This window comes from Lactobacillus kalixensis DSM 16043, from assembly GCF_001434335.1.
Taxonomy (GTDB): domain Bacteria; phylum Bacillota; class Bacilli; order Lactobacillales; family Lactobacillaceae; genus Lactobacillus; species Lactobacillus kalixensis.
Genome location: NZ_AZFM01000001.1, coordinates 64,533 through 89,289, shown reverse-complemented (window position 1 = coordinate 89,289; position 24,757 = coordinate 64,533). Strand labels below are relative to the sequence as shown.

Genomic DNA, 24,757 nt, shown 5'->3' with positions numbered 1-24,757 from the left:
AGGCTAAGAAGGAAATCTGCGTTGATCATGCAGCTTTATTTTTGCATGACATAAACAGAAAGACCATCTTTGCTATTTGGACAAGGTGGTCTTTTTTTCTTTGGTCATCCAAAATAAGAGAGGAAGAAGTTATGGCTAAGCAAATTGTTGATGCCATTGGCATGAAAAGAGCTATCATGCGAATGACTTACGAAATTGTTGAACGTAATAAAGGAACGGATGATTTAATTTTAGTTGGAATTAAGACCCGTGGTCTTTACCTTGCTCAGAGGATTGCAGCTAATTTGAAGCGCCTAGAAGATGTTGAGATTCCAGTTGGTGCACTTGATATTTCTAAGTATCGTGACGATTTATCTGATACAGAAAAAGCAAGAATGATTCATGAACAGCAACTAGGCTTTGAGATTACTGATAAGAATGTTGTCTTAGTAGACGATGTGCTCTACACCGGTAGAACAATTCGTGCTGGACTTGATGCTTTAATGGATCAAGGACGCCCTTCTAAGATCAACTTAGCAGTTTTAGTTGATCGCGGACACCGTGAATTACCTATTAGACCAGACTTCATCGGTAAGAACATCCCAACTGCTCAAACTGAAGAAGTTAAGGTAGAAATGTCAGAAATTGACAATCAAGACAGTATCGAAATTGTAGGCGACTAGGAGTGTATGAATGAACGGAAAAGAAAAATTTAGAAATCCGGACGCGATTTTAGACGTCTATGAAAAACCTGAACTGGGACAAGGCATTTTACTTTCCCTGCAGCATATGTTTGCCATGTTTGGTTCAACCGTTTTAGTTCCAATTTTGATTGGGATCAACCCAAGTATTGCCCTTCTTTCATCAGGTATCGGTACATTGGTACACATGATCTTAACTCGCTTTAAGATCCCAGCATACTTAGGTTCAAGTTTTGCCTTCGTTGCAACTATGCAAGCATTGATGAAGGCTGACGGTTATCCAGCGGTTGCTCAAGGTGCGATTGCCTCTGGTTTAGTTTACGTAATTGTCGCCCTGATCATCGCTAAAATTGGCTCTGGCTGGGTTAACAAAGTTCTCCCTCCAATTGTAGTTGGCCCAATTATTATCGTTATTGGTTTGTCACTTGCAACTACTGCCGCAAATGATGCGATGTTAAACAATCAAAAGTATGACTTAACTTACTTTGGTGTAGCTATCTTCACTTTGGTTATGACTTTGATCTTCCAAATGTGTTTTAAGGGCTTCACTAGTTTAGTTTCAATTATGCTGGGAATCATCTGTGGCTACGTCCTCTCCTGCTTCTTAGGAATCGTGGACTTCTCAGGTGTTGCAAAAGCTGCATGGTTCTCACTTCCATCCCTTGATGTAATGGGCATCAGCTACCACTTCAAGTGGTACCCAGCAGCAATCTTAGCAATGGCACCAATAGCCTTTGTTACAATGACTGAGCACATGGGTCACATTATGGTGCTTAACTCACTTACTAAGCGTGACTTCTTCAAGAATCCTGGTCTTCACAGAACCATGATGGGTGACGGTCTTTCCACAATTATTGCCGGTTTCATCGGTGGTCCTCCTACTACTTCATACGGTGAAAACATTGGTGTCTTGGCAATGACTAAGGTTCACTCAGTTTGGGTACTTGCTGGAGCTGCAGTTTGTGCAATCGTCTTTAGTTTCGTAGGTAAACTTGCGGCACTTATTGAATCAATTCCAATGCCAGTTATTGGTGGTATCTCATTCTTGCTCTTTGGTACTATTGCCTCTAACGGCCTGAAGATTTTAGTCGATAATCAGATCGACTTTGAAGAAAAACGTAATATGTTAATTGCTTCAGTTATCTTGGTTATCGGTATTGGTGGTGCTTACCTTCAACTTGGTAATTTCCAATTAACTTCAGTTGCTCTTTCAACAATTATGGGTATGATCTTGAACTGGGTATTACCTAAGAAAGCTGCTAGTGAAAAGGCACTTGAAGAAAAGAATAAACAAGATGGTAAAATTTACCAATAGATTTAAATAAATATATTAAAAACACTGACCTATCAATGTTCATCTAACATCGAATAGATCAGTGTTTTTTGTCTGCAGTTTAGTTTACAAACTACCTTTTAATAATTTTGGTATTGATTGCTTAGGGGAAGACAAAAGACGATCACTTCTTGATCGCCCTTTCATGTTCATCTTTATGAGATTTTATTCAAAGTTAACTGCCTTAACATAGCGCTTATTTGATGCAGTTGCTCCTTCAATTCTGTAGTAACGTTTACCATTCTTAAATTTGTAAGTGCTACCGTAAGTTGTAATTGTAGTCCCCTTCTTAAGTAATGTGTAACTTGAACGACGAGTACTAGTTGCATAGATGTAAGCGTTGTGAGTTAATGTACGCTTAGTCCCATCGATGTTACCAACCTTTACATAATCATTAGTTCCCTGTACCAAGTAATACATTGACCCTTGGATATTTTGAGTATTAACACTCAACGTTAAGCGCCGATATGCATAATATTTCTTACCAGTTGAATGACCATCAGCATTATAAGCAAGCGCCGTATGCATTAAAGTCTTAGTTACTATCTTTGGCTGTCCATTATCAGTAATAGCAGATTCAGGATATGTACCATCAACTGATTTTGTTTCAACAAAAATGTCTGAGTCTGCACTATTTAAATGTGTATATGAAACGCCATCAATTATTACTGTACCAAATGTAGCAACAATTGTACCACCGTGTAACACAAATGAACCGTAAGAATTGCGAATCACTTTGCCATCACGAATTGTAAATAAACCAACATTACCCTTAATCTGTGGTTGGGCAACCGCATAAGTAGCACCAGCACCTTGACTACCTACAATAATTTGGAAAGTTAAAGTAGTAACCTTGCCTGCATTATTTACTGCTGAAATCTTAACTGGATATTTCCCAGCAATATTGAAATTAACATCACCAGTGTAAACAGAAACATTTAATTTAGTATTATCATTACTTGATGCCGTGGCGGTAAAAGCTGCTTTTAAATCGTTAGTATATTTATTAATATTATCTTCTTGTAATACACGACCAAATGATGTACCAGAAATTATATCAGAAATATCTTGATCGCTATCATATGTTTTTCCGTTATAAGTAATTACAGGATTTTCGCTAGTCGAATTATTTGCGGTTGTCGTTGCTTGCGCATTATTGACTGCTGAAACTGGCATAGCATTTGTAACAGCTGGAGCCACTGCAAGTAATGCTGCAGCAGTTAAACTAATTATTTTTGCCTTTTTCATGATTTTTACCTCATATTCTAAAAACAAAGAAAGTTTCTAATCAATATCTAATTGTACAATATTAAAGACTCATACTGTTTCAAATTCCTATATTTAGGAATTTAAATAAACCATTCGAATATTTATATTACAATTACATAAAGTATTATATTTTGGAGATACGTGATCAATATGGACAATATTTACGGTAAGAAATTTCGTGAACTTAGAAAACAACAAAATATAACATTACAAAAGGCTGCAGATGGTATTACTTCTAAATCAACTCTTTCATTATGGGAAATGGGAAAAGATAATTTATCATTTAATCAAGTTCTCATGCTTCTCAACAAAATCAATATTCAACCTATCGAATTCCTTGAGAATCCAGTTTCTCCTGAATTATTGGATATAACTCACAAAATAGATTCTGCATATATAGCTAGCGATATTGATACGTTATATAAATATGTTACGGAAAAAAGAGCATTGTTTAATAGCCATCCTCAGGAACTAGATTATTTTATAGAATATTGTTTTGCTTGCACTTTTTATCAAGATTTGAGTCAAAATAAATCATTTACAGATCTTGATAAAAAAAGATTAACGAGCATTATGTCAAATATTTCTGAGTGGAACTATAAAACCGTATTTTATTTTGGAAATACTTTAGGATTATTAACACCTCATAATATTAATCGATTAGCTAATTCATTGATAACTTACTCTCTTAACCATAAATTAAATCATAAAAGATGGTATGATGAAGTACTTGCAGCATTATTAAATTCAATAGCTGTCTTACTCAAGCGCGATTACCATCTTGCAGAGAATTTAATGAATAATTTTGAAAAATTACCAATTTCTGATAGATTTGCGTTTGAAAAAATGCATATCAGACTATATCGAGCAGTTATTAAGTATATAAAAACAAAAGATGATCAAGATGTTAAAGCAATTATCTATACCACAAAAATATTAGATCTCAAAACCATTGAAGATGGTTTCGTTACATTTTTTGATCAAATCAAACAAATTTATGATTAAACAAATAGTATCTGAGAAAAAGTCAAAATTTAAAAAGTCCCACTAAATCTTGGTACTGATCTAACATAAAATAGATCAGTGTTTTTTATCTAAAACTCTCTGCAATTTCTGGATCCATTTCATCCTCTAAAATGCTATGCCCTTGATCCAAAGCTTTAATCTTCTCTATATCTGAAGAATCTAATTCAAAATCGAAAACATCAAAATTTTCTGCTAGTCTCTTTTTATGAACTGATTTAGGAATTACAACATAATTTCTTTGCAAGAACCATCTAAGCATTATTTGTGCAGTGGTTTTATGGTATTTTGAAGCAATTTCTTTCAAAACTGGATTGATAAATATCTGACCAGCACCTTCTGCAAAAGGTGCCCAGGCTTCAGGTTGAACACCTTCTTTTTCCATATATAGCTGCGACTTCCACTCTTGATTCCAGACATTAGTCTCAATCTGATTTACTGCTGGCTTCACATCATTGAAGGTAATTAGATCAGCAAGTCGCTCATTCCAAAAACTGCTAACTCCGATTGCATGAATGCGACCTTCTTTGTATAAGCGCTCAAGCGCGCGCCAAGTACCATAATAATCATTATATGGCTTGTGTATCAAGTAAAGATCGAGATAATCAAGTTGCAGCTTCTTCATTGAATCTTCAAAGGCTTTGAGAGTATTGTCGTATCCGTAATCATCAACCCAGATTTTTGAAGTAATAAAGATATCTTCACGAGGAACATTACTATGTTTGATTGCATCCCCGACTGCCTGTTCGTTATTATAGATTTGTGCAGTATCAACCAAACGATAGCCGATCTGCAAACCATCTTCAACGACTTGTTGAGCTTGTGCCAAATCATCGATTTGATATACACCAAATCCTAATCGGGGCATTTTGATGCCATTATTTAATGTAACGAATTTTTCCATAGCGTTTTCCTTTGCAAACTAACTTTTTTATTATTTTAGCATTGATTGCTAGGAGTTAGTTTTTTTCCAGACACTTTATTTTCAAAACGTATCAGCTTTATCATTATAATAGTCTCCTCGTATTATATTTATTATTTTATTTTATCTTATCTTATCTCTAATCCTACGATTAGGGATTTTTTTTGTCCAAAATTCATCCCCATTCCCATAGCCATGTAATCACTTACATCAAAATGTGCTATACCAATAAAAATTAAATTTGATACATTACGCTTAAATTGTGCTTTTGCTAATTAGACCAATTAGTGTATAATGTCTATTTGTTATGTACAAAAGGGAGTGGAAAAATGGCTAATTATTTAATTGTCAGTCATGGCGAATACGCAAAAGCAACCAAAGCAAGCGTTGAAATGATTGCCGGCGAATTAAAGAACGTTAAAGCAATCGCCTTCAAGCAAACCATGAATCAAGACGATCTACTTGAAGAAATAACTAAAACAGCCAGTGAATTCGATAAAGCACCAACTATCATCGTAGATATTGCAGGTGGTACACCAGCCAACACGGCTCAGCGCTACCAGCAAACTCATCCTAACGTAGCTGTTTATAGTGGTTTGTCAATGCCGCTACTATTAGCAGTTGTCATGGGCACACCAATGGATGAAGCAATCAAACAAGCTGCTGATAACATGGCACCTGTTGGTTTAACTAAGCAAAAAGAAACAAAACAAGAAAAGCCAAAAACAGCTAAAGCAGAAAAATCCGATAAGAATGTGACTCTTAAGCCGCATACAATGCAAAACGTCCGCATCGATGAGCGTTTAATTCACGGACAGGTTGCCACCATGTGGACCAATGCCCTGAAGCTCAATCGAATCATGGTTGTTGGCGACGACATTGTTAAAAATGATGTGCTTAAAACTGGTCTTAAAACAGCCTGCCCTCACGGCGTCCATCTCAGCATTCTGACAGCTCATGGTGCCGCTCGTCGAATCAACTCAGGCAAATATGTTGGCCAAACTGTCTAGCTTTTAGTTAAAAATCCAGCAGTATTGCGCCAGTTGGTCGATTTAGACGTCAAACTGCCAGAAATCAATGTCGGTAACATGTCAACTAAGACTAATTCTCGCCAAGTTGCCAAGAGTGTTGCAGTAACCAATGAAGATATCAAAGACTTTGAATATTTAGATCAAAAAGGCTGTCACATTTACCATCAAATGGTCCCTAGCGAATCTAAAGAAGACTTTATGGAATTAATTAAATAAGGAGTTAAAAATGACAATAGCTTGGTGGCAAATTTTACTATTAACTTGCCTAGCTTTTTGGGTAATTATTGATCAATTAACTGTTTCGATCTTGAACAATCCTTTAGCTATCGGAATGGTTTCAGGAATTATTATGGGCGATATGAAGACTGGTCTAGTTGTAGGATCAACGCTTCAATTAATGGTGCTCGGAGTTTCAACTTATGGTGGGGCTTCAATGCCCGACTTCATGACCGGTGCCATCGTTGGAACCGTTTATGCCGTATTATCAGGTAAAGGCACACAATTTGCGATTGCCTTAGCCGTTCCAGTTGGATTATTGATGGTGCAACTGGACGTTCTAGCCAGATTCATCAACACCATCTTCCAACACAGAATGGATAAGTTCATTAAGGAAAACAATCCTGATGCGGCTGCAAGAAACGCTCTCTGGGGAACATTTTCATGGGGACTTTCTCGTGCAATTCCCGTCTTTATTCTTTTAATTGTTGGTAATAATGTTGTCCGCATGATCTTACAGGTTATCCCAACTTGGTTAACTAACGGTCTTAAAGTATCCGGCGGTATCTTGCCAGTGGTCGGAATCGCTATTTTGCTTAGATATTTACCAACTAAGCGTTTTATCTCATACTTAGCAATCGGCTTCATCGCTGCAGCTTATATGAAGATCCCAATGCTCGGTGTTGCCCTTCTCGGTGCAGCCCTTGCCTACATTCACTACCAACGCGAAGTGGAAAAGTTAAATTCAGCTCAAACCGCTACAGTTAATACTACAGAAAGTGAGGAGTACGAAAATGACGAAGGCGAATACGAAAACTAATTCAGGCAAATTAACCAAAAAAGACTTGTTCAGAGCTAATTGGCGCTGGCTATGGGCTAGTCAACTATCTTGGAACTACGAAAGAATGATGGCGCCTGGTTATTTCTACTCCGTCTTGCCATTTCTCAGACGCTGGTACAAAGATGATGAGTTAGTTGAAATGATGCAGATGCAGTCACAATTTTTCAACGTTAACGCCTTTGACGGTAACTTCATTATCGGGGTTGACTTAGCAATTGAAGAAAGCCAAGGTATTAAGTCAAAAGATACTGTCGCCGGAATCAAGACTGGGTTAATGGGGCCTCTTGCCGGAATTGGTGACACGATCTTTGGTGCGATTATTCCAACCATCTGTGGTTCGATTGGTGCCTACATGGGTCTTCGCGGTAATCCACTTGGTTCAATTCTTTGGATTATCGTTGATTTAATCATTCTTTTCTTACGATTCTCATTCTTGCCAATGGGATATTATCAAGGGACTAAGTTAATTGATTCAGCTTCAGGCAAATTGAACGCTATCACTGATTCCGCAATCTTACTTGGGGTAACCGTGGTCGGAGCTTTAATTCCAACTGTTATAACGGCAAAGGTCCCATATGTGTTCCATACTGGTAAAATCACATTGAAGATGCAATCAATTTTGAATCAAATTATGCCTTCACTAGTCCCTGTTCTTCTAGTTGCTTTAGTTTACTGGTTATTAGGTAAAAAAGGCGTCACTTCAACTAAGATGATTTGGTTTGTCTTAATTCTCGGAGTTGTTTTATCATACTTCCATATTTTAGGATAAGAAAAAACGTGATCAATTTTGAATCACGTTTTTTTAATACAGTTATTTTCTCTTATTTCTTAAATATGATATTCCCCCGGAAATAATAACAATTAACCCAATCAAAAGAAAGATGTATCCGACGGGAATCAAGTAGAAGTTTTCATGTAAGATCCCCTGCTTATCAATATATTCTACAGAGTTTGCCTTAATGAAGAAACATACAAAGCCGAGGATCATCAAGAATCCACCAATCAAGGTAGTTACCATATTAAACTTAGCCTTACGGTTTTCATCTGTGTCTTTAATCAATTTTTCTGTCATCTTGTTCATATCGCTATCTCCTAAAATTAATTGATCTAATGAGATATGAAAGACCTGGCTAATCTCAATCAACATTTCTAAGTCTGGTAAATTTCGATTGTTCTCCCAATTTGAAACAGCTTGCCTAGTAACATGCAATTTTTCTGCAAATTGGGTTTGCGACATCTTGTTTTCCGTTCTTAATTGTTTAATTTGATCGCTAAATTCCATTTCTTTCACCTCGCACAATTATTTTTGCAAAATAGCGTTAATCTAACAAGAAAGCACTGCTCGCAATGATAGACAGCAGTGCTTTACAGCTTTATTTTTCAACTTTTGCTTGATAAAATCCGAAGCTCATCTGGTGCAACGTTCTAATAAAACTATTTCTGTCAAACTTCTCACCAGTTGTTAAAGCTTCAAATTCACCATCAGCATCTTTGAGTCGCTGATCAGTTCGATGGAATCCATTTCTTTCATAAAACTTCAACCGACTAACTCGTTGCTTATAATTTTTCGCCTTCTTAGTAACCGGCTCAATATCAATCACGATCTGCTGATCAGGAAATTGCTCTTCCAGCATCGTTAAGATCTTCGAACCATATCCTTGCCCGCGCAACTTTTCATTAATAGCCAAATAAGTTAGATAGACCGTATTATCATTAATTGCATAATAGGTAATCCCACAAAATTGGTTATCATCATAAATTGCGTGGAATTTTACATTACGGTGGAGTGACATTGCCAAAAGAGAAAACATTGAGAATCTTTCCCATTCAGGAAAAGCCGTCATGTATAAGTCTTTGGCGTCACGGTAAGCTTTTGTGCCCCATCGGGCGGGTTTTGAATCTAAAATAATATCCTTCTTCTCTATAAGATAAACTAAAATGTCTTTCCTTAGTTATCTTATCAGAAAAAGGATAAAAGTTCTATTAGTCTAATTTGCTTTTCTTACCATTGAAGAAGCGGTTAGCAATTAAGGCAATAAGCAATAATACTACTGCACAAACCATAATTTCTCTTAAGCCAGCATGAAAAATTGTTCTCATCGTTGGCAATAGCTGCTGTGGTAGGCTCTTAGCAGATTCTGCATCACTTAACTTGTTCATCATCTCAATGGTAATGCCTTTGTGCTGAGCTACTCCTCTAGCTAAAGCTAAGTTCATAATTACACCATAAACAGCTGCCATCACCGTTTGTGCCAAGATTCTGATCAAAAATGACAACGAGGTAGCTTCCGCCATATCGGATTCGCCAGCATCTACCTGTACTTTGACTTGCAAAAGCACGAAGATAAAGCCTACACCTAAACCAGAAAATGTTGCAATTGTGGTAATTACCCAAAAACTAGCACTTTGTGGTAACAAAGCCATCCCTAATGCCGAAATAATCATCAAAATAATTGACCAAAAAATCAAGAAACGATCATTAAAACGTTCTTTAAGTGGGTTAACAATTTGCGTTCCTACCGTATCAGCAAGTGAATTAGGTACTAATGTAACTCCTCCCATCAATGCAGTAGTGCCGAGTAATCCTTGTGCCCACATTGGTAAATAGGTATTCACCGCCAGAAAAGCACCCCAAGTGAGCATGAATAAAACTAAATCACCAACCAAGGCTTTATTTTTAAGCATTTCAATTGGGATAATCGGATTTTTGACATTTCTTTCATATCTTAAAAAGAATGCCAAAATCACTACTCCAGCCACAATTAATAAAATAACGGCAATTGGAGAAATCATTCCTAACATTTGGATACCAAGTAAAATTGCAACCAAGCCTAGTGTAATCAAGAATGCTCCCAGCATATCGAAATGGACTACTCTTTCGTGAACATCTTCTCGGTAGTAAATCATTGATAACAGGATTGCCACAAGCCCAATTGGTAAATTAATATAGAATACCCAGTGCCACGAAAGTACATCAACAAGATAGCCCCCAGCAAGAGGTCCAACAATTGCTGCCACACTGAAGCTGGCACCCAGATAACCCAAGATTCTGGTTCTTTGTCGAATATTTTTAAATATAAAACCAGACATGATATAAGGAAGAGCTCCCATACCACCGGCACCAATCCCCATGATTGTTCTAGCAACTAAGAAGAAATAAATGTTGCTAGCTAATCCTTGACCAAGTGACCCTAAAACGAATAAGAAAATCGAGGTTTCAAAGGCCATCTTATTACCAAATTTTTCACCGAGTTTCCCCCAAATAGGTGTCGACACCGTCATTCCGAGTAGCATCAGTGCTATAATCCACCCCATGAATTCAATCCCATGCAGGTCTGCAATAATTGCCGGAATTGCGGTATTAACAATCGTACTATCCAATCCCGCCATTACATTTGATAAGATCATGGCAAAAGTTACCATTGAAATCTGTTTCTTATTCATTTCTTCACCCTTTTCCAAAAATTTTAAAAAAGAAAAAAGAATGAGCTTGCACCCAATCTTTTTTCGCTTACCAATTAATATACTTGCTTAAGTCTGCCTTGACAAGTTTTTTCATAATTATCTTATCTTCTTAGGATTTTTCCAGTTGAAATAAAAGTTTAACACTAAGGCAATTACTAATAGCAAAACTGAAACCAGCATAATTTCTTTAATACCTGAATGGAAAATCTGTCGCATTTCAGGCAACAAATTCTGCGGCAAAGTTTTAGCAGTCTTAGCGTCACTCAGCTTGTTCATCATAGCCATAGTAATTTTATTGCTATGGCTAATTCCACACTCTAGTGACAAGTTCATGATCACACCGTAAACAGCTGCCATAATAGTCTGTGACAAAATTCTGATTAAATAAGAAGTCGAAGTTGCTGTTGGCATGTCCTTGAATCCGGCATCAATCTGCACTTTTACTTGCAAAGCCACAAATATAAAGCCGACTCCAATTCCTGAAAAAGCGGCAATCACAATTAATCCCCAAAGCGGTGTTTGGAGATTGGCTAAGAATAAGCCGCCAGAAGATATCAGCATTGTAATGATCCCAAATAAAACCAAGGTAAAGGTCCGAATGTGTTCTTGAATAACCGATACAGTCTGTGAAGCAATGATTTCGACTACTGAGTTCGGAATCAAAGTCATCCCACCAACTAAAGCACTCATGCCAAGTAGCGCTTGGGCCCACATTGGTAAATAAGTATTAACTGCAATAAAAGCGCCCCAGGTAAAGGCAAATAATAAGAAGTCACCGTTTAAAGCTCGATTTTGGAATATGCGCATCGGGATAATTGGATCTGCAGCGCTTTTTTCTCGCTTGAAAAAGACAAAAGCTAAAGCCAAACTGATTGATACTAACACTAAAACTAATAAATTAGAAACAATTCCAAGTAATTGAATTCCTAACAAAAAGCAGATCAAGCTAGAAACAAGAAGTCCCGCTCCTGGCAAATCGAAAACAGGTGATGATTTAGGCGTAACTGGCTTATAGTAAACAAGACAAATTAAGAAGGCAATTAAGCCAATGGGAATATTAATGTAGAAAACCCACCGCCAGGATAAGGCATCAATTAAATAGCCACCAACAAGTGGGCCTAAAATTGCAGCTCCGTTAAAGCTTGCAGTTAAATATCCTAAGATTTGTGTTCTTTTCTTAATATTCTTAAAGACATATCCGGCAATAATATAAGGTAGAGATCCCATTCCTCCACCACCGATTCCCATGATCATTCTAGAAATCAGAAAAAAGTAGATATTAGGAGAAATCCCTTCTAAAGTTGATCCAATAACAAATAGTAACAATGAAATTTCAAAGGCTCGTTTATTAGTGATCTTTTGTCCAATTTTTGTCCAAATCGGAATAGAAACTGACATCCCTAATAAATAAATCGCAACAATCCAGCCCATGAATTGGATTCCGTGTAACGCCGACACAATCGCTGGAATCGCAGTATTGGTGATCGTTCCGTCAAGTCCAGCCATCACATTCCCCAACATTAAGGCGAAAGTTACCATCTTAACCTGCTTATCGTTCATAAATCCCTCTATTCAAATTAAAAAGGCCTTTTTAAGGCCTAACCACAGTATCTTTTATTTGTTACTAGTTTGCTTATACAAAATAACTGCCGCAATAATACTAATAAAAATAAGAGCAAAACCAATTAGATAACTCCAAACTAACGCTAAATTACTTTGATCTGTATTTAAGCTTGGAATAATAAAAATCAAGCCAATTAAGAAACCGAAAACGGTCCAAGTATAAATATTACGCTTGCGTTTATGAACGCCGGCTTGATCTAAATTTTTATCAAAAAGAAAGAAAGTTTCGTTATGATTTTTTGCATAAAAACTTCGTAAAGAAATAACGATAATACCTAAAATTAAACCAACAATTAGACCGATGAACAAAGGTTTCATAATTTTCTCCTCACAAACTCAACAATCGTGCTCTAGAGTTCAGTTTAGCACAAAAATAGAACAAGACACTTGCCTTGTTCTATTTTTTTAGTCTAATTCTAAATCACTAACTAAGTTCTTTCTTCTAAATGCATGGCAAACCAAACCGATTGCTAAGCCAACTAAAGCAGGTACCAACCATGAAAGTCCCATACTTGCAAGTGGCATATGACTGCGCCACATTGCAACGGTCTGACCGAATGAACTTTGACTAACGACTGCTGGGAAAGAAACAACCATATCTCCCAATGCAGGAACAACAGTGAACAATACTACAAAGAAGTAAACTACACTATCACGTTTAAATAATGGTGAACAAACTGAAAGTAAGATCAAAACCATTGATAATGGGTATAAGAACATAAGCATTGGTGTTGACCATGAGATGATAGTTTCCAGACCAAAGTTAGCTGCTAAAAATGAAGCAAGGCAGCTCAATGCAAGCCAAGTGTGGTAGCTAACTTTAGGGAAGTGCTTGTGGAAGTCTTGCGCAAAAGCAGCAACCAAACCAACAGCCGTGGTCAAGCACGTTACAGTTAACAAGAATGCCAAAACAATTTGTCCAAATGCACCACCATAGTAGTTAACGATTTGGTTAAAGGCAACCCCACCATCTGCAGATACTTTGAACTTACCAAGTGACATTGCACCTAATACAATCAAAAGCAAGTAGATGACACCGATTGCCGCAACCCCTAAGACACCTGATTTAGCAACAACTCTTGAAACATCCTTTGCTTTCTTTTGACCCATTCCGCGAACCGCGGTAACAACTGTAACCCCAAAAGCAAGACCTGCCAAGGCATCCATTGTGTTGTAACCTTCTAAGAATCCATTAGTTAGAGCTTGTGATTTGTATGCTGAAGTAACAGCAGCTGTATTAGGATCACCCATTGGACTAGCAAATGCGATGACGAATACTAAGAATAAAAGTGCCAAGAAAACTGGATTTAAAACTTTACCAACGTTAGATAAGATGTTGTTTTCATGATATGAAAATGCAAATGCTGCTAAGAAAAACAACGCTGAAAAAACTAGTAAAGACCAACTATCCCAACTCTGGGGTAAGAATGGCTTGATACCAACTGAAAAAGATACAGTTGCAGTTCTTGGAGTTCCAAAGAAAGGCCCGATAGTAGCGTGAATCAATACCATAAATGCAATTGCAAAACCTGTTCCCAATGGTTTACCGATGTCGTAAACACCTTCTGCTCGAGTAACACTAACTGCCAAGACTGACAATAATGGTAACAAAACCCCAGTAATCAAAAATCCGACTGCAGCTACTCCCCAGTGCGCACCAGCTAATTGTCCCAAATGAAGTGGGAAAATCAGGTTACCGGCACCAAAGAACAAACCGAATAATAGTGAAGCGACAACTAAATATTGCTTCCATGTCAATTTTTTAGATGATGTCATATCATTCATAGTACATTTTCCTCCCATGTTCGATCCCAATAAAAAAGTCCCTTAGCTAAAAACTAGCTAAGGGACGCTCAAGCGTGGTACCACCCTATCTTCGTATTGTAATTACTAAACAATACCTTACATGTACGGCCAAAATGGCGATACATAGACACTATAATGGGTGTTCCCACTAACTCTTACTATGATTAAGAATTAGACTCGAAAGTGATCTTCGCTTGTTTTAATTAAACCGTCCCCTCACACCTCACGGAACTCGCTGTGGTTTTAAAAGAAGCTACTTTTCTTTCTCATTGCGATCTGATATTTAACTTGTTGAATATTATTTTAAGTGATCTTTCATAAAAGTCAACACTTTTTTAATTTATTTTTATCTTTGATTAATTTGAGTAAACTTCCTTCTTAAGAACACCGATATATGGCAAGTTGCGGTAGTGACCGTCGTAGTCTAAACCATAGCCAACTAAGAAGGCATTTGGTGCAGTGAAGCAGGCAATATCTGGCTTAATATCTTCCACTCGAGTTTCTGGTTTGTCAAGCATACAAACAATTTTTACACTATTTGCTCCACGCTCTAAGAATAACTTTTTAAGGTATGCCAAGGTATGACCTGTATCCATAATATCTTCCATGATAATGACATCGCGACCTTTAAGATCTGATTTAACATCTTGCTCAATTTTTACATTGCCAGAAGACTCGGCACCAACGTAACTTGAAGCTTTAATTAAGTCCAAAGTTAATTTCAAGTCCATTCTCTTAACCATATCGCTGGTAAAAATCATGGCTCCAGTTAACACTGAAACAACAATTGGATCTTTGCCGTTATATTCGTTAGTTAATTCGGCGGCTACTTCATCCATTCTTTTATCCAATTGTTTTTGATCATAAAGTACGCTTTCGATATCATTATTCATTTGTTTATTTACCCTTCTCAATTTTAAGTATCGATAAGATTTTAACATAAATGGATACATATTTGAAACTAAATAAAGCATTTTCATCGATAAAAAAAGATATCATGGTTATTTAAAGATGAAATCGTTCGTGTTTTGTCTTAGATTCAATGAGTGTTGCATTTTCAAAATATCCATGGTATATTTTACTTACTAAAAGTAAGTAACGAATTTTATACGATTTAAAATTTAAAAAATGAAAGGATGTTAACTATGTCAATTGAATTAGGAATTTCAACTTTCGGAGAAACAACCCCATTAGAAAAAACCGGCCACGCTATCAGCCACGATCAACGAATTCGTGATTTAGTCGATGAAATTGTTCTAGCAGATAAAGTTGGGATTGACGGTTTTGCAATTGGTGAGCACCACCGTAAGGACTTCGCTGTCTCTGCCCCTGAAATCGTTTTAGCAATGGCAGCTTCTAAAACTAAACAAATCCACCTTTCAAGTGCAACTACTAATTTACCAACCATTGATCCAATCCGTGTTTATGAACAATACGCAACAATGGATGCAATAGCACCAGGTAGAATTGAAATCATGGCTGGCCGTGGTTCTTTCACTGAAGCTTTCGACTTATTCGGCTACAACTTAGAAGATTACGATGATCTATTTAAAGAAAAACTCGATATGCTGGTAAAAATTAATCAGGATGAAATCCTCGACTGGCCTGGTGGAAAATTCACACCAAAAGTTGACCACAAAGGAATTTACCCTCGTCCAAATAAGCCATTGCCAATATCTTTAGCAACTGGCGGCAACATTAACTCCACCATTCGCGCAGCTGAAATGGGCTTACCAATTGTCTATGCAACAATCGGTGGTAAAATTGATTCCTTCAAACCATTAACTCAACTTTATCGTGCAGTCGGTGAAAAAACTGGTCACAAGGATTTACCAATTGCAGCTCACGCATGGGGCTGGCTAAATCAAGATAAAGATAAGGCAATTCGTGATTACTTCTACCCTACTAAGCTTTTAGTTGATGCAATTAGCAAAGAGCGCGACCACTGGAACGGAATGACTTATGAACAATACCTTGAAGGTGTCAAAGATGATGGCGGGATTTTTGCAGGAGACAGCGACACAGTTGCTCAAAAGATCATCAACATGATTGAAACTTTAGGCTTATCTCGCTTCTATCTCCACATCCCAGTTGCTTCAATGCCTCACGAAGATATCTTGAACGCAATTAGAATTTACGGAACTGAAGTTGTTCCAAAAGTTAAGAAACACTTCCAAGAAAAAGACGAAAAGAAGAAATTATTTTCAATTAAGTGGAAAAAGAAATAAATAAATACGAGTAATAAAAATGCTGAAGATTGTAAATGATACATCTTCAGCATTTTTGTTTTGAAGAAAAATTTATTTAGTTTTTTAGCTGCAGTTTCTTATTACTTAGTTGTGAAACTACCTCTTATTACCATTTAGAATTACTATCAATATTTTAAAGCAATTGGTGTCTCCTTCCGTTGATTCATTCTCGTTTGAATTGATTATTATCTTATAGTGAATATGTGAACAAAATATGCCCATAGTTTAATGAAAAATAGAAAAAATAGTTTAAAAAATCATAAATCATAAATTAATATTTCTACTAATAATTAAATTTATCTTTTTGGATTGTTTTTATCCCATTAAACCTCGCTAAATGGTATATTTAATGCGTACAGTTATTAAGGAGGTTCGAACGTGTCTGCTAAAAAATTAGAAAATTACAACACTCACGAAATTGTGAGCGAAGAAGCAAAGATCTTAACAACTTTGCTTAACGATAGTGTTCGCCAAATTGCTGGTGAAGACACTTACAATATCATCCAAAACTTGATTAAAGTTTCCGATAAGAAGGATTACGCTGAACTTGAAAAGGAAATTTCCAAGTTAGATAATCAAGAAATGATGGTTATTTCTCGCTATTTCGCAACATTGCCACTATTAATCAATATTTCTGAAGATGTTGAATTGGCTACAGAAGTTAACAAATTCAATAATACTAATCACGATTATCTTGGAAAGATTAGTGACACCATTGACTTAGTTTCTCAAAAAAAGGATGCACAAAAGATTCTTGAAAATGTTAATGTTGTCCCTGTTTTAACTGCTCACCCAACACAGGTCCAAAGAAAAACAATCTTACAATTAACTAACGACATTCATCAATTACTACAAAAATATCGTTCAGTTAAAGATGGCATCATAAATCGCGATGAATGGTTGACCAAGTTACGCTCTTATATCGAAATCATCATGCAAACTGATATGATTCGTGAAAAGAAATTACAGGTTGTTAATGAAATTACTAATGTAATGAATTACTATCCTAAATCATTAATTCCTGCAATTACTCAATTTACTAGTCATTACAAGCAGTTAGCCAAAAAACATGGCTTAAATGTCGATGATTCAACTCCAGTTACTATGGGGATGTGGATCGGCGGCGATCGTGATGGTAATCCATACGTAACTGCTGAAACTTTAAAATTGAGTGGTAGTATCCAAAGCCAAGTGATTTTTGAATACTATATTAATCAGTTAAATACACTATATCGTTCAATTTCACTTTCAACTTCTTATGTTGATCCTGATCCAGAAGTTGCACATTTAGCTGAATTATCAAGTGACAACTCACCATTCAGAACTAATGAACCATATCGTCGTGCATTCTACTATATTGAAAAGCGTTTGGTAGCAACTGAAGAAAAATTGCTTGGAATTACGCCTAAGAATAGTGTAATTAAGGAAAATGATAAAGCTGTTGTCCCTGTTTATAAGGATGCACAAGACTTTAAGAATGAACTTGAAATTATCAAGAATTCTTTAGCTAAGAATCATGACCAAGCTGTAATTGATAGTTTGTTTGAAGATTTAATGGAAGCAATTGATGTCTTTGGTTTCCACTTAGCTACAATCGACATGCGTCAAGATTCTAGCGTTAACGAAGCATGTGTAGCAGAACTACTTAAGAATGCAGAAATTTGTGATAACTATAGTGATCTTTCTGAAGAAGATAAGATTAAGCTTTTGCTGGACGAGTTAACTAACGATCCTCGTAGTCTTCACTCAGCAGATGCTGCTCAATCAGATTTGTTGAAAAAAGAATTGAAGATCTACAAGACTGCTCGGAAATTGAAGGATCACTTAGGCGAAGATATTATTAAGCAGCACATTATTTCTCATACTGAAAGCATTTCAGATATGCTGGAACAAGCAATTATGCTTAAAGAATATGGTTTAATCAACAAAGATTACGCTCGCATTCAAGTTGTTCCATTATTCGAAACTGTCGAAGACCTTGAAAATTCGCGTGAGATTATGACCGAATACTTGAACTTCGATATTGTTAAGAAATGGATCAAGTCTAATAACAATTATCAAGAAATTATGCTTGGTTACTCTGACTCCAACAAAGACGGTGGTTATTTAGCTTCTGGTTGGAACCTCTACAAGGCTCAGCAAGACTTGACTGCAATTGGTGAAAAAGCCGGCGTTAAGATCACCTTCATGCACGGTCGTGGTGGTACAGTTGGCCGTGGTGGTGGCCCATCTTACGATGCCATTACCGCTCAACCATTTGGTTCAATTAAAGATCGAATGAGAACCACTGAACAAGGCGAAATTATTCAAAACAAGTACGGTAATCCATTTGCTGCTTACTACAACATGGAAATGCTTGTTTCAGCAACTTTGGAACGTAGTATTTCTAAGCAAGCAGTTAGCCAAGATCAAATTCAAGACTTCCGTTCAACTATGGACAAGATTGTCGATGACAGTAACAAGGTTTACCGTGAATTAGTCTTTGAGAATCCTAACTTCCTCAAGTTCTTCTTCCAAGCAACACCAATTAAAGAAATTTCTAGTCTTAACATTGGTTCTCGTCCTGCTTCAAGAAAGAAATTAACAGACTTCTCAAGCTTACGTGCAATTCCTTGGGTCTTCTCTTGGTCACAAAGTAGATTCATGTTCCCTGCTTGGTATGGTGTTGGTTCTGCCTTCAAGCACTACATTGACGCTGACCCTGACAACTTAAAGCAGTTACAAGAAATGTATCAAGGCTGGCTATTCTTCCATTCACTTTTAGCTAGAGTAGATATGGTTTTATCTAAATCTGATATGGACATTGCCAAGCAATACGCTAACTTGTGTGAAGATGAAAAAACTAGATCAGTTTATGACATTATCTACAAGGAATGGCAATTAACAAAAGAAGTTATATTACAAATTGAAAACCACAAGGAATTACTTGAGGAAACTCCATCCCTTCGCTCAAGTTTGGACTACCGGATGCCTTACTTCAATGTCTTGAACTACATCCAATTGGAAATGATCAAGCGTGGACGTAATGATGAAATTAAGGGACTCTATGAGAGCATCATTCACATTACTATCAACGGGGTCGCTTCTGGTTTACGTAATTCGGGATAGAAAATAACTGAATAAAAGCAAATAGCTCTGAAAGAATTGAAGCCTTCAGAGCTATTTTTTATAGATATTTACTACCTTCTTTAATTGATAAGGGATTTAAGTCTGCTTGATTTTCTTCAATGAAGTTCTTAACCCAAGCCGGATTTGTTTTGGAATAATCGCGCAATGCCCAACCGATTGCCTTGTTGACGAAAAATTCATTGTCGTTCAAATTATTGAGCAAAATCTGTTCAAGTAAGGCAACTTTCATTTTGTCTTTACGCAAAAGTTGGTGTTCAATTGCAACTCTTCTGAGCCAAAAATCAGGATCTTGGGACCACTTAAGCATTAATTGATCAACGCGGTGATCAGTGAGACCAACTTGCCCGTAGACTTTCATTAGGCTATCAATCGTATCCCACCATTGCTTGCTCGTCACGTATTTTTTGACGTGTGCTAGATCTTCATATGTCAGTTTATTTTTGAATTTAAGTAAAAAATCGCAGACGAAATACTGCATTTCGCGGTGATCATCGTCCCAAATTTGATCAAGTTCATCCCAGCGAATTGATTTTTCTTGTTTAGCTAGTCTGAGAATCTCTTTTTCAGCTAAGCGACGGTCGAGTGTTTGAATTCCATAGAATTTGAAGCGGCCGCGCATGTATTTTTCCATTTGGCTAGCCTTATTTGAGTCAGCGATTTTTTCGAAGTTTTGTTTAATTGTGTAGAACATAGTTAGTTTTTGTTTGCTTCAACTGCTAAAGAGACATTCTTAACTTGAGCGACTTTCGCTTTCTTACCCTTTTGGTTAACGACTACTAAATTGTAGGATTTAGTCTTGGCATTTCTACAGAAAATTGCATAGTTAGTCCCATTTTTAATCTGCTTACCAATGTAGGCAATCGGTTGAAACTTTTTCTTATTAACTTTATTAAACGCAGCTTTTGCTTTAGCATTCTTATTTAAAGAAGTGCTTGTTTGATTGAACTTCCATGAATTCTTCTTAGTGCCGACCTTAAGCAAATTAGTGGTGCCGGTGATTTCAGCTTTTCCGTTTAAATCTTGATAAACGTTCAAGATAAAGTATTCGGTCTTAGCATTTGGTACAACGACTGAGCCTTTGCAGAGATATGAGTAATTCATTCCTGCAACAACTTGGGAGCCAAGATAAGCAATTGGCTCATATGAGTAGCCAGTTAACCCATCGATTGCCTTGTCAAAAGCGGCTTTAGCTGTCTTATTTTTATTAAGACTAAAACTTCCCTTGTTTACTTGCCAGCCACCTTCAAGAGTAGAACTTTTAGAGCTTTTTTCTGTTTTAGCAGCAGACACAGTCGTTGTACTAATTTGAGCAACGCTCATGCCTAAAGTAAGTGCGATTGCTGAAGTGGTGATGATTTTACGTAAATTCTTCATGTTGTTATTCCCCTTATTTTTAACCTTGCTAAGCTAGTATAACATGTGTGAATTTATGACAAAATTATAATAAAACTATTTCCTAAATACACAAGACATCCCCTATCAAATAGTCCATAATAGTCAGTAACAATACTAATTTCAAAGGAAATATTATGGGATTTTTTGACTTATTTAGTAAGAAACAAAGAGAAGCAAATCAAACTTTTTTAGCTGAGCAGCGCAACCAACAAGCGATCAGCAAAATCAAAAAGTTAGCAATACCAGATAACATAAAGCAGCAACTAATTACTGCCGGTGTCTTTGACCTGTGGTTCAATGTCAAGGATTTGACGCCGCTAATCGAATTGCTTGAAAAATCTGATGAAATAATCACGTACACGGCTACCGGCATTAACGATCAAAGCGAAACCAGTTTACTTATCGCAACTAATCGCAATTTGATCATTATTAGCAAGAAGCACGCAAAGGAAATCGTGAAAACTATCCCACTAGAACAAATAAAGAGTGTGCTTGTCAAAACGCAAATTGTCTACGATGATATTACTTTTGTCGTTAACAATGATCAATTATCGTTTAATTCGCTCAATAAAATGTCAGCCTCAATTTTAGCTGATACTATTAGGAAACAATTGAAGCCTGATGATTTAGATAAGCAAATGGAACAAATCAAGAAGTTGAAAGAACTAGTTGATCAAGGCGTTTTAACTGAAGAAGAATTTCAGGCTAAAAAGAAGCAGATTTTGAATATTTAAACTAAAAAGTGTGCTACTATCCACAAAAGGAAAATAGCACACTTTTTTAATCCACCAACACACGAATTGCACTAGCAACATTATAAATTAAACTTGCTAAAGCAACTAAGCAAACAATTGCGACTAAAGTAACAGTCATCCATCCCCATGAAATGTTTGAATAATTAAATGATCCACTGATTCCGATCACTAATAAACACACTAATCCCAAGATAATAGGAAGCAGCTGACTCCAAAAAGCTCGCTTGGCGTTTTTCTTAATAAATGGATGATCAACACCAACGATCCAAACAATTAATGGAAAAATAATTGGTAAAAAGAAATAGCTAATGTAAGACAATGCAGCCAAAAGTTTTTGAGTAGTATTTGGCTCTTCTTGTAAGTTATTCATATTATTCCCTCTCGTAACTAAACATTACTATTATTCAATCCAATTTTATCACAGAACCAAACCGTGATTACTATAAGACAAACTCACCCATATAATTACGTCGAAGAAAATCAGACGCTTCTTTTAAATCTAAATATTTAATATTATTAGAGAACAACATAATCATTTGCTTAGTCTTGTAATTAGCAACAAAACAGCAATTATATCCAGGAATACTTCCTTCCGCATAAATAACATTACCCTTGAAGTACACACCACCAAAGTATGACACTGCTTGACTTTGAGCCTGGCGAGAAAATGCTTTGATCATGTTCGGATCTTTTAATACTTTGTTATATACAAATTTCCAATATTCATTTGGTGTCATGAATAAGTTACCAGCACCAAAGTCAGAAGATGTTGTTACTGTCACTTTATGCCAATCAACATTATTACCTAGTGGTTGCGGAACTTCTTCTTTCTTTACTTCTGAGAAATCTTTGATTTGTTTAAGCTTTAGCGGTTTAGCAAATTCTTTTTGAATATAAGCATTATAAGTTAAAGAAGTTTGCTTACTAATAATCGCTGCCAGCAATTCATAATCTACATCCTGATAGTCCCAAGTATGAAGGTGATCATACTTAATATACTTGAGCATATACGCAATTTGTTCTTTTTGATTTTTAAGTGGTGAAGATGGACGATTATTATTAATCAATCCGCTCGTATGATTGAGCAACTCTTGAATTGTTATCTCTTTACTTCCCGGCACTTGAGGATAATATTTAGACAAAGGAGTAGCCCAATTTAGCTGATTTTTTTGCTTCAGTTGGTATATTGCAGTCCCCGTCATAATTTTTTGAAGCGAAGCAATTGCAAATAATTTATTAGCTTTCACTATCTTTTGCTTATCAGAAGTTTCGTTATTCTTAACAACTATTGGACTACCATTTTTACCATTAACTAGCATCACTCCGTTAATATGGTGAGATTCTAGATAATATTTAAGTTGTCTTTGCGAATTTTTAGTCCCTGTTTCCAACCTTTTCCCTGAATGCATGAATAAAAATACTAAGGCGCATAGGATGACCAAGGCAGATATAACAATTTTCTTCTTTTTAAATCGCATGATGCTTCCACTCGCTTTCAGATTTCTCCACTAAAAAAAGTGTACTACTTCTTCTCAAAAATGAAATAGTACACTTCTCTTATTTATTGATTTTGTTAATCAAAATAACGGAAAATCTCGTCTAAGTTATTTGCCAAAGCTGGGAATGTATAGGTCAAATTATCATTAACAAATTTAATTGGATCTTTTCTGCCGATTAGTGGTAAGAAGTTATTGATGTCATCTGCAGCGTTAATACTGAGTTCTGATGCGCCGATAACTTCGCCATTCTTATTGAAGATTACTTTTAACTTAGCATTTGGATCACCCTCACCTATTGCGATAAAAGTATCAGCTAAATCCAATGTCTTAACATAATCACCAGCTTGCATGTCACTTTCACGGATACCAACTTGGGCAATTTCTGGATAAGTAAATGCATTGGTTGCTACAGGTGGGTATTTGATTGGCTTTGTGACGCCTTTTTCAAGAAAGTCATAGATGTGGTAAGCATCAACCCAAGCAACTGGAGTTAAGTTAGCTTGACCGTTGTCAGCAACATCACCAGCTGCAAAAATACTTGGAATGTTAGTCTGCAAGTGCTCATTAACCTTAATCCCTTTAGCAAGATCAAATTCAATGCCCACTTCTTCCAGCCCCATGTCTTCAACAACAGGCTTTCTACCTGCAGCATTAATGACTAAATCAGTAGCAAAACTATCACCATTTGCAGTTGTAACAGTATATTGATCACCATTTTTAGTTATTTCTTTAATTGGCGCATTCAGGTGGAAGTTAATACCGCGCTCTTCCATGATCTCTTGTAATTTTTCAACAAAATCTTGATCAAATGGACGAAGCAAACGATCTGAGTGTTGTAAAATAGTCGTCTCGACCCCTGCCGCATTCAAAATTGTAGCTAATTCCAAAGCGACATAGCCACCACCAACAACTACTGCACGCTTTGGTAATTGATCTAGTTCAAAGAATTCGTTATTGGTAATTGCGTATTCATCCCCTGGGACATTGAGTTTGCGTGGTTCAAGACCAGTCGCAATCACAATATTTTCTCCTTCATATTCCTGATCTTCTACTCTAACTGTATGAGGACCAGTAATTATACCTTTTCCTTGAACAGTAGCAACTTGCTCAGTAGTAGTATTTGCGCGAGCATTCTTACGAAAAGCACCCCAGATTTTCTTTTTGCGACTCATTAAAGAAGACCAGTCAATCTTAGCTGCTTCTTCAATGCCTTTTCCTTCTAAGTATTGGCTAGCTAAGACCGGACGAACTGTACCTTCCATAAAGATTTTGGGTTGACAACCAGTGTTAGGGCAAGTACCACCCCAAAAACCCTTTTCAATTACTAAGACGGATTTGGTAGTGTTCTTTAGTTTTGCTCGTAAGTGAATGGCAACTGGACCACTACCGATGATGATGTAATCATATTTCATAAAATTCTGTTCCTCACAATAGTTGTTATTTTGATTCTAAGATATCACTTATTTAATGTAAGTTCAACACTGGTACTTGGATTAAATTTATATCTTGCAAGTACTAAAT

22 protein-coding genes, 1 pseudogene and 1 other annotated feature are annotated in these 24,757 nt (G+C 36.4%); of the genes and pseudogenes, 9 read left to right on the top strand and 14 right to left on the bottom strand.

Features of this window, described 5'->3' with window-relative positions; translation table 11 throughout:
* The first annotated feature begins 131 nt into the window (after positions 1 to 131).
* Both pyrR and FC46_RS00445 read left to right on the top strand, forming a co-directional pair.
* Positions 132 to 662 (top strand): bifunctional pyr operon transcriptional regulator/uracil phosphoribosyltransferase PyrR, encoded by a 531-nt coding sequence (gene pyrR, locus FC46_RS00450; protein ID WP_057797070.1) that lies wholly within the window; start codon positions 132 to 134, stop codon positions 660 to 662.
* Between the two features lie 10 nt (positions 663 to 672).
* Positions 673 to 1,995: a solute carrier family 23 protein gene (locus tag FC46_RS00445; protein ID WP_057797069.1), complete on the top strand. Its 1,323-nt coding sequence runs from the start codon at positions 673 to 675 to the stop codon at positions 1,993 to 1,995.
* 183 nt (positions 1,996 to 2,178) lie between these two features.
* On the opposite strand, the gene FC46_RS00440 is transcribed toward FC46_RS00445, so the two are convergent.
* Positions 2,179 to 3,261 (bottom strand): SLAP domain-containing protein, encoded by a 1,083-nt coding sequence (locus tag FC46_RS00440; RefSeq protein WP_236702280.1) that lies wholly within the window; start codon positions 3,259 to 3,261, stop codon positions 2,179 to 2,181.
* Positions 3,262 to 3,432: 171 nt separating this feature from the next.
* Between FC46_RS00440 and FC46_RS00435 the strand changes: the two genes are divergently transcribed.
* Positions 3,433 to 4,287 (top strand): helix-turn-helix domain-containing protein, encoded by an 855-nt coding sequence (locus FC46_RS00435; protein ID WP_236702279.1) that lies wholly within the window; start codon positions 3,433 to 3,435, stop codon positions 4,285 to 4,287.
* An 85-nt stretch (positions 4,288 to 4,372) separates the two neighbouring features.
* On the opposite strand, the gene FC46_RS00430 is transcribed toward FC46_RS00435, so the two are convergent.
* On the bottom strand, positions 4,373 to 5,209 hold the full coding sequence (locus FC46_RS00430) for an aldo/keto reductase (protein WP_057797067.1): 837 nt from the start codon (positions 5,207 to 5,209) through the stop codon (positions 4,373 to 4,375).
* 347 nt (positions 5,210 to 5,556) lie between these two features.
* Between FC46_RS00430 and FC46_RS09980 the strand changes: the two are divergent.
* From FC46_RS09980 to FC46_RS00415, 3 genes and pseudogenes are all read left to right on the top strand, one after another.
* Positions 5,557 to 6,474 (top strand): annotated as a pseudogene (locus FC46_RS09980) (PTS sugar transporter subunit IIAB).
* Between the two features lie 10 nt (positions 6,475 to 6,484).
* Complete coding sequence (locus FC46_RS00420) at positions 6,485 to 7,294, top strand: PTS mannose/fructose/sorbose/N-acetylgalactosamine transporter subunit IIC (protein WP_057797066.1); 810 nt, start codon at positions 6,485 to 6,487, stop codon at positions 7,292 to 7,294.
* The gene (locus FC46_RS00415) at positions 7,269 to 8,084 is read left to right on the top strand and encodes a PTS system mannose/fructose/sorbose family transporter subunit IID (protein WP_057797065.1); all 816 of its coding nucleotides are present in this window, start codon (positions 7,269 to 7,271) and stop codon (positions 8,082 to 8,084) included. Before FC46_RS00420 ends, FC46_RS00415 begins: the two co-directional genes overlap by 26 nt.
* A 42-nt stretch (positions 8,085 to 8,126) precedes the next feature.
* Here the strand turns inward: FC46_RS00415 and FC46_RS00410 are convergent, their stop codons facing one another.
* The 7 genes from FC46_RS00410 to hpt form a co-directional block, all read right to left on the bottom strand.
* Positions 8,127 to 8,597, bottom strand: a complete 471-nt coding sequence (locus FC46_RS00410; RefSeq protein ID WP_057797064.1) for a DUF3955 domain-containing protein — start codon at positions 8,595 to 8,597, stop codon at positions 8,127 to 8,129.
* Between the two features lie 91 nt (positions 8,598 to 8,688).
* On the bottom strand, positions 8,689 to 9,222 hold the full coding sequence (locus FC46_RS00405) for a GNAT family N-acetyltransferase (protein ID WP_269079421.1): 534 nt from the start codon (positions 9,220 to 9,222) through the stop codon (positions 8,689 to 8,691).
* Positions 9,223 to 9,298: 76 nt separating this feature from the next.
* On the bottom strand, positions 9,299 to 10,759 hold the full coding sequence (locus tag FC46_RS00400) for an MFS transporter (protein ID WP_057797062.1): 1,461 nt from the start codon (positions 10,757 to 10,759) through the stop codon (positions 9,299 to 9,301).
* Positions 10,760 to 10,876: 117 nt separating this feature from the next.
* Positions 10,877 to 12,340, bottom strand: a complete 1,464-nt coding sequence (locus FC46_RS00395) for an MFS transporter (RefSeq protein ID WP_057797061.1) — start codon at positions 12,338 to 12,340, stop codon at positions 10,877 to 10,879.
* 54 nt (positions 12,341 to 12,394) lie between these two features.
* Positions 12,395 to 12,721, bottom strand: coding sequence for a hypothetical protein (locus FC46_RS00390; RefSeq protein ID WP_057797060.1), 327 nt, complete (start codon positions 12,719 to 12,721; stop codon positions 12,395 to 12,397).
* Positions 12,722 to 12,808: 87 nt separating this feature from the next.
* Complete coding sequence (gene brnQ, locus FC46_RS00385; protein ID WP_057797059.1) at positions 12,809 to 14,188, bottom strand: branched-chain amino acid transport system II carrier protein; 1,380 nt, start codon at positions 14,186 to 14,188, stop codon at positions 12,809 to 12,811.
* 57 nt (positions 14,189 to 14,245) lie between these two features.
* Positions 14,246 to 14,488 (bottom strand) — a binding site (T-box leader).
* A gap of 77 nt (positions 14,489 to 14,565) precedes the next feature.
* Complete coding sequence (gene hpt, locus FC46_RS00380) at positions 14,566 to 15,102, bottom strand: hypoxanthine phosphoribosyltransferase (protein ID WP_057797058.1); 537 nt, start codon at positions 15,100 to 15,102, stop codon at positions 14,566 to 14,568.
* A 252-nt stretch (positions 15,103 to 15,354) separates the two neighbouring features.
* On the opposite strand from hpt, the gene FC46_RS00375 reads away from it, so the two are divergent.
* Positions 15,355 to 16,437, top strand: coding sequence for an LLM class flavin-dependent oxidoreductase (locus FC46_RS00375; RefSeq protein WP_057797057.1), 1,083 nt, complete (start codon positions 15,355 to 15,357; stop codon positions 16,435 to 16,437).
* A gap of 399 nt (positions 16,438 to 16,836) precedes the next feature.
* On the top strand, positions 16,837 to 19,566 hold the full coding sequence (gene ppc / locus FC46_RS00370) for a phosphoenolpyruvate carboxylase (protein ID WP_057797056.1): 2,730 nt from the start codon (positions 16,837 to 16,839) through the stop codon (positions 19,564 to 19,566).
* 58 nt (positions 19,567 to 19,624) lie between these two features.
* On the opposite strand, the gene FC46_RS00365 is transcribed toward ppc, so the two are convergent.
* The gene (locus FC46_RS00365; RefSeq protein WP_057797055.1) at positions 19,625 to 20,278 is read right to left on the bottom strand and encodes a DNA alkylation repair protein; all 654 of its coding nucleotides are present in this window, start codon (positions 20,276 to 20,278) and stop codon (positions 19,625 to 19,627) included.
* 2 nt (positions 20,279 to 20,280) lie between these two features.
* On the bottom strand, positions 20,281 to 20,961 hold the full coding sequence (locus FC46_RS00360) for a hypothetical protein (protein WP_057797054.1): 681 nt from the start codon (positions 20,959 to 20,961) through the stop codon (positions 20,281 to 20,283).
* Between the two features lie 155 nt (positions 20,962 to 21,116).
* Here FC46_RS00360 and FC46_RS00355 point away from each other — a divergent pair, with 155 nt between their 5' ends.
* Positions 21,117 to 21,716, top strand: coding sequence for a PH domain-containing protein (locus FC46_RS00355; protein ID WP_057797053.1), 600 nt, complete (start codon positions 21,117 to 21,119; stop codon positions 21,714 to 21,716).
* 46 nt (positions 21,717 to 21,762) lie between these two features.
* Here FC46_RS00355 and FC46_RS00350 read toward each other — a convergent pair whose 3' ends face one another.
* The 3 genes from FC46_RS00350 to FC46_RS00340 form a co-directional block, all read right to left on the bottom strand.
* Positions 21,763 to 22,107, bottom strand: a complete 345-nt coding sequence (locus tag FC46_RS00350) for a magnetosome magnetite crystal formation protein family (protein WP_057797052.1) — start codon at positions 22,105 to 22,107, stop codon at positions 21,763 to 21,765.
* Between the two features lie 70 nt (positions 22,108 to 22,177).
* Entirely contained in the window at positions 22,178 to 23,215 is a 1,038-nt protein-coding gene (locus FC46_RS00345) for a serine hydrolase domain-containing protein (protein ID WP_057797051.1), read from the bottom strand.
* Positions 23,216 to 23,310: 95 nt separating this feature from the next.
* Complete coding sequence (locus tag FC46_RS00340) at positions 23,311 to 24,648, bottom strand: dihydrolipoyl dehydrogenase family protein (RefSeq protein ID WP_057797050.1); 1,338 nt, start codon at positions 24,646 to 24,648, stop codon at positions 23,311 to 23,313.
* Between the last annotated feature and the right edge of the window lie 109 nt (positions 24,649 to 24,757).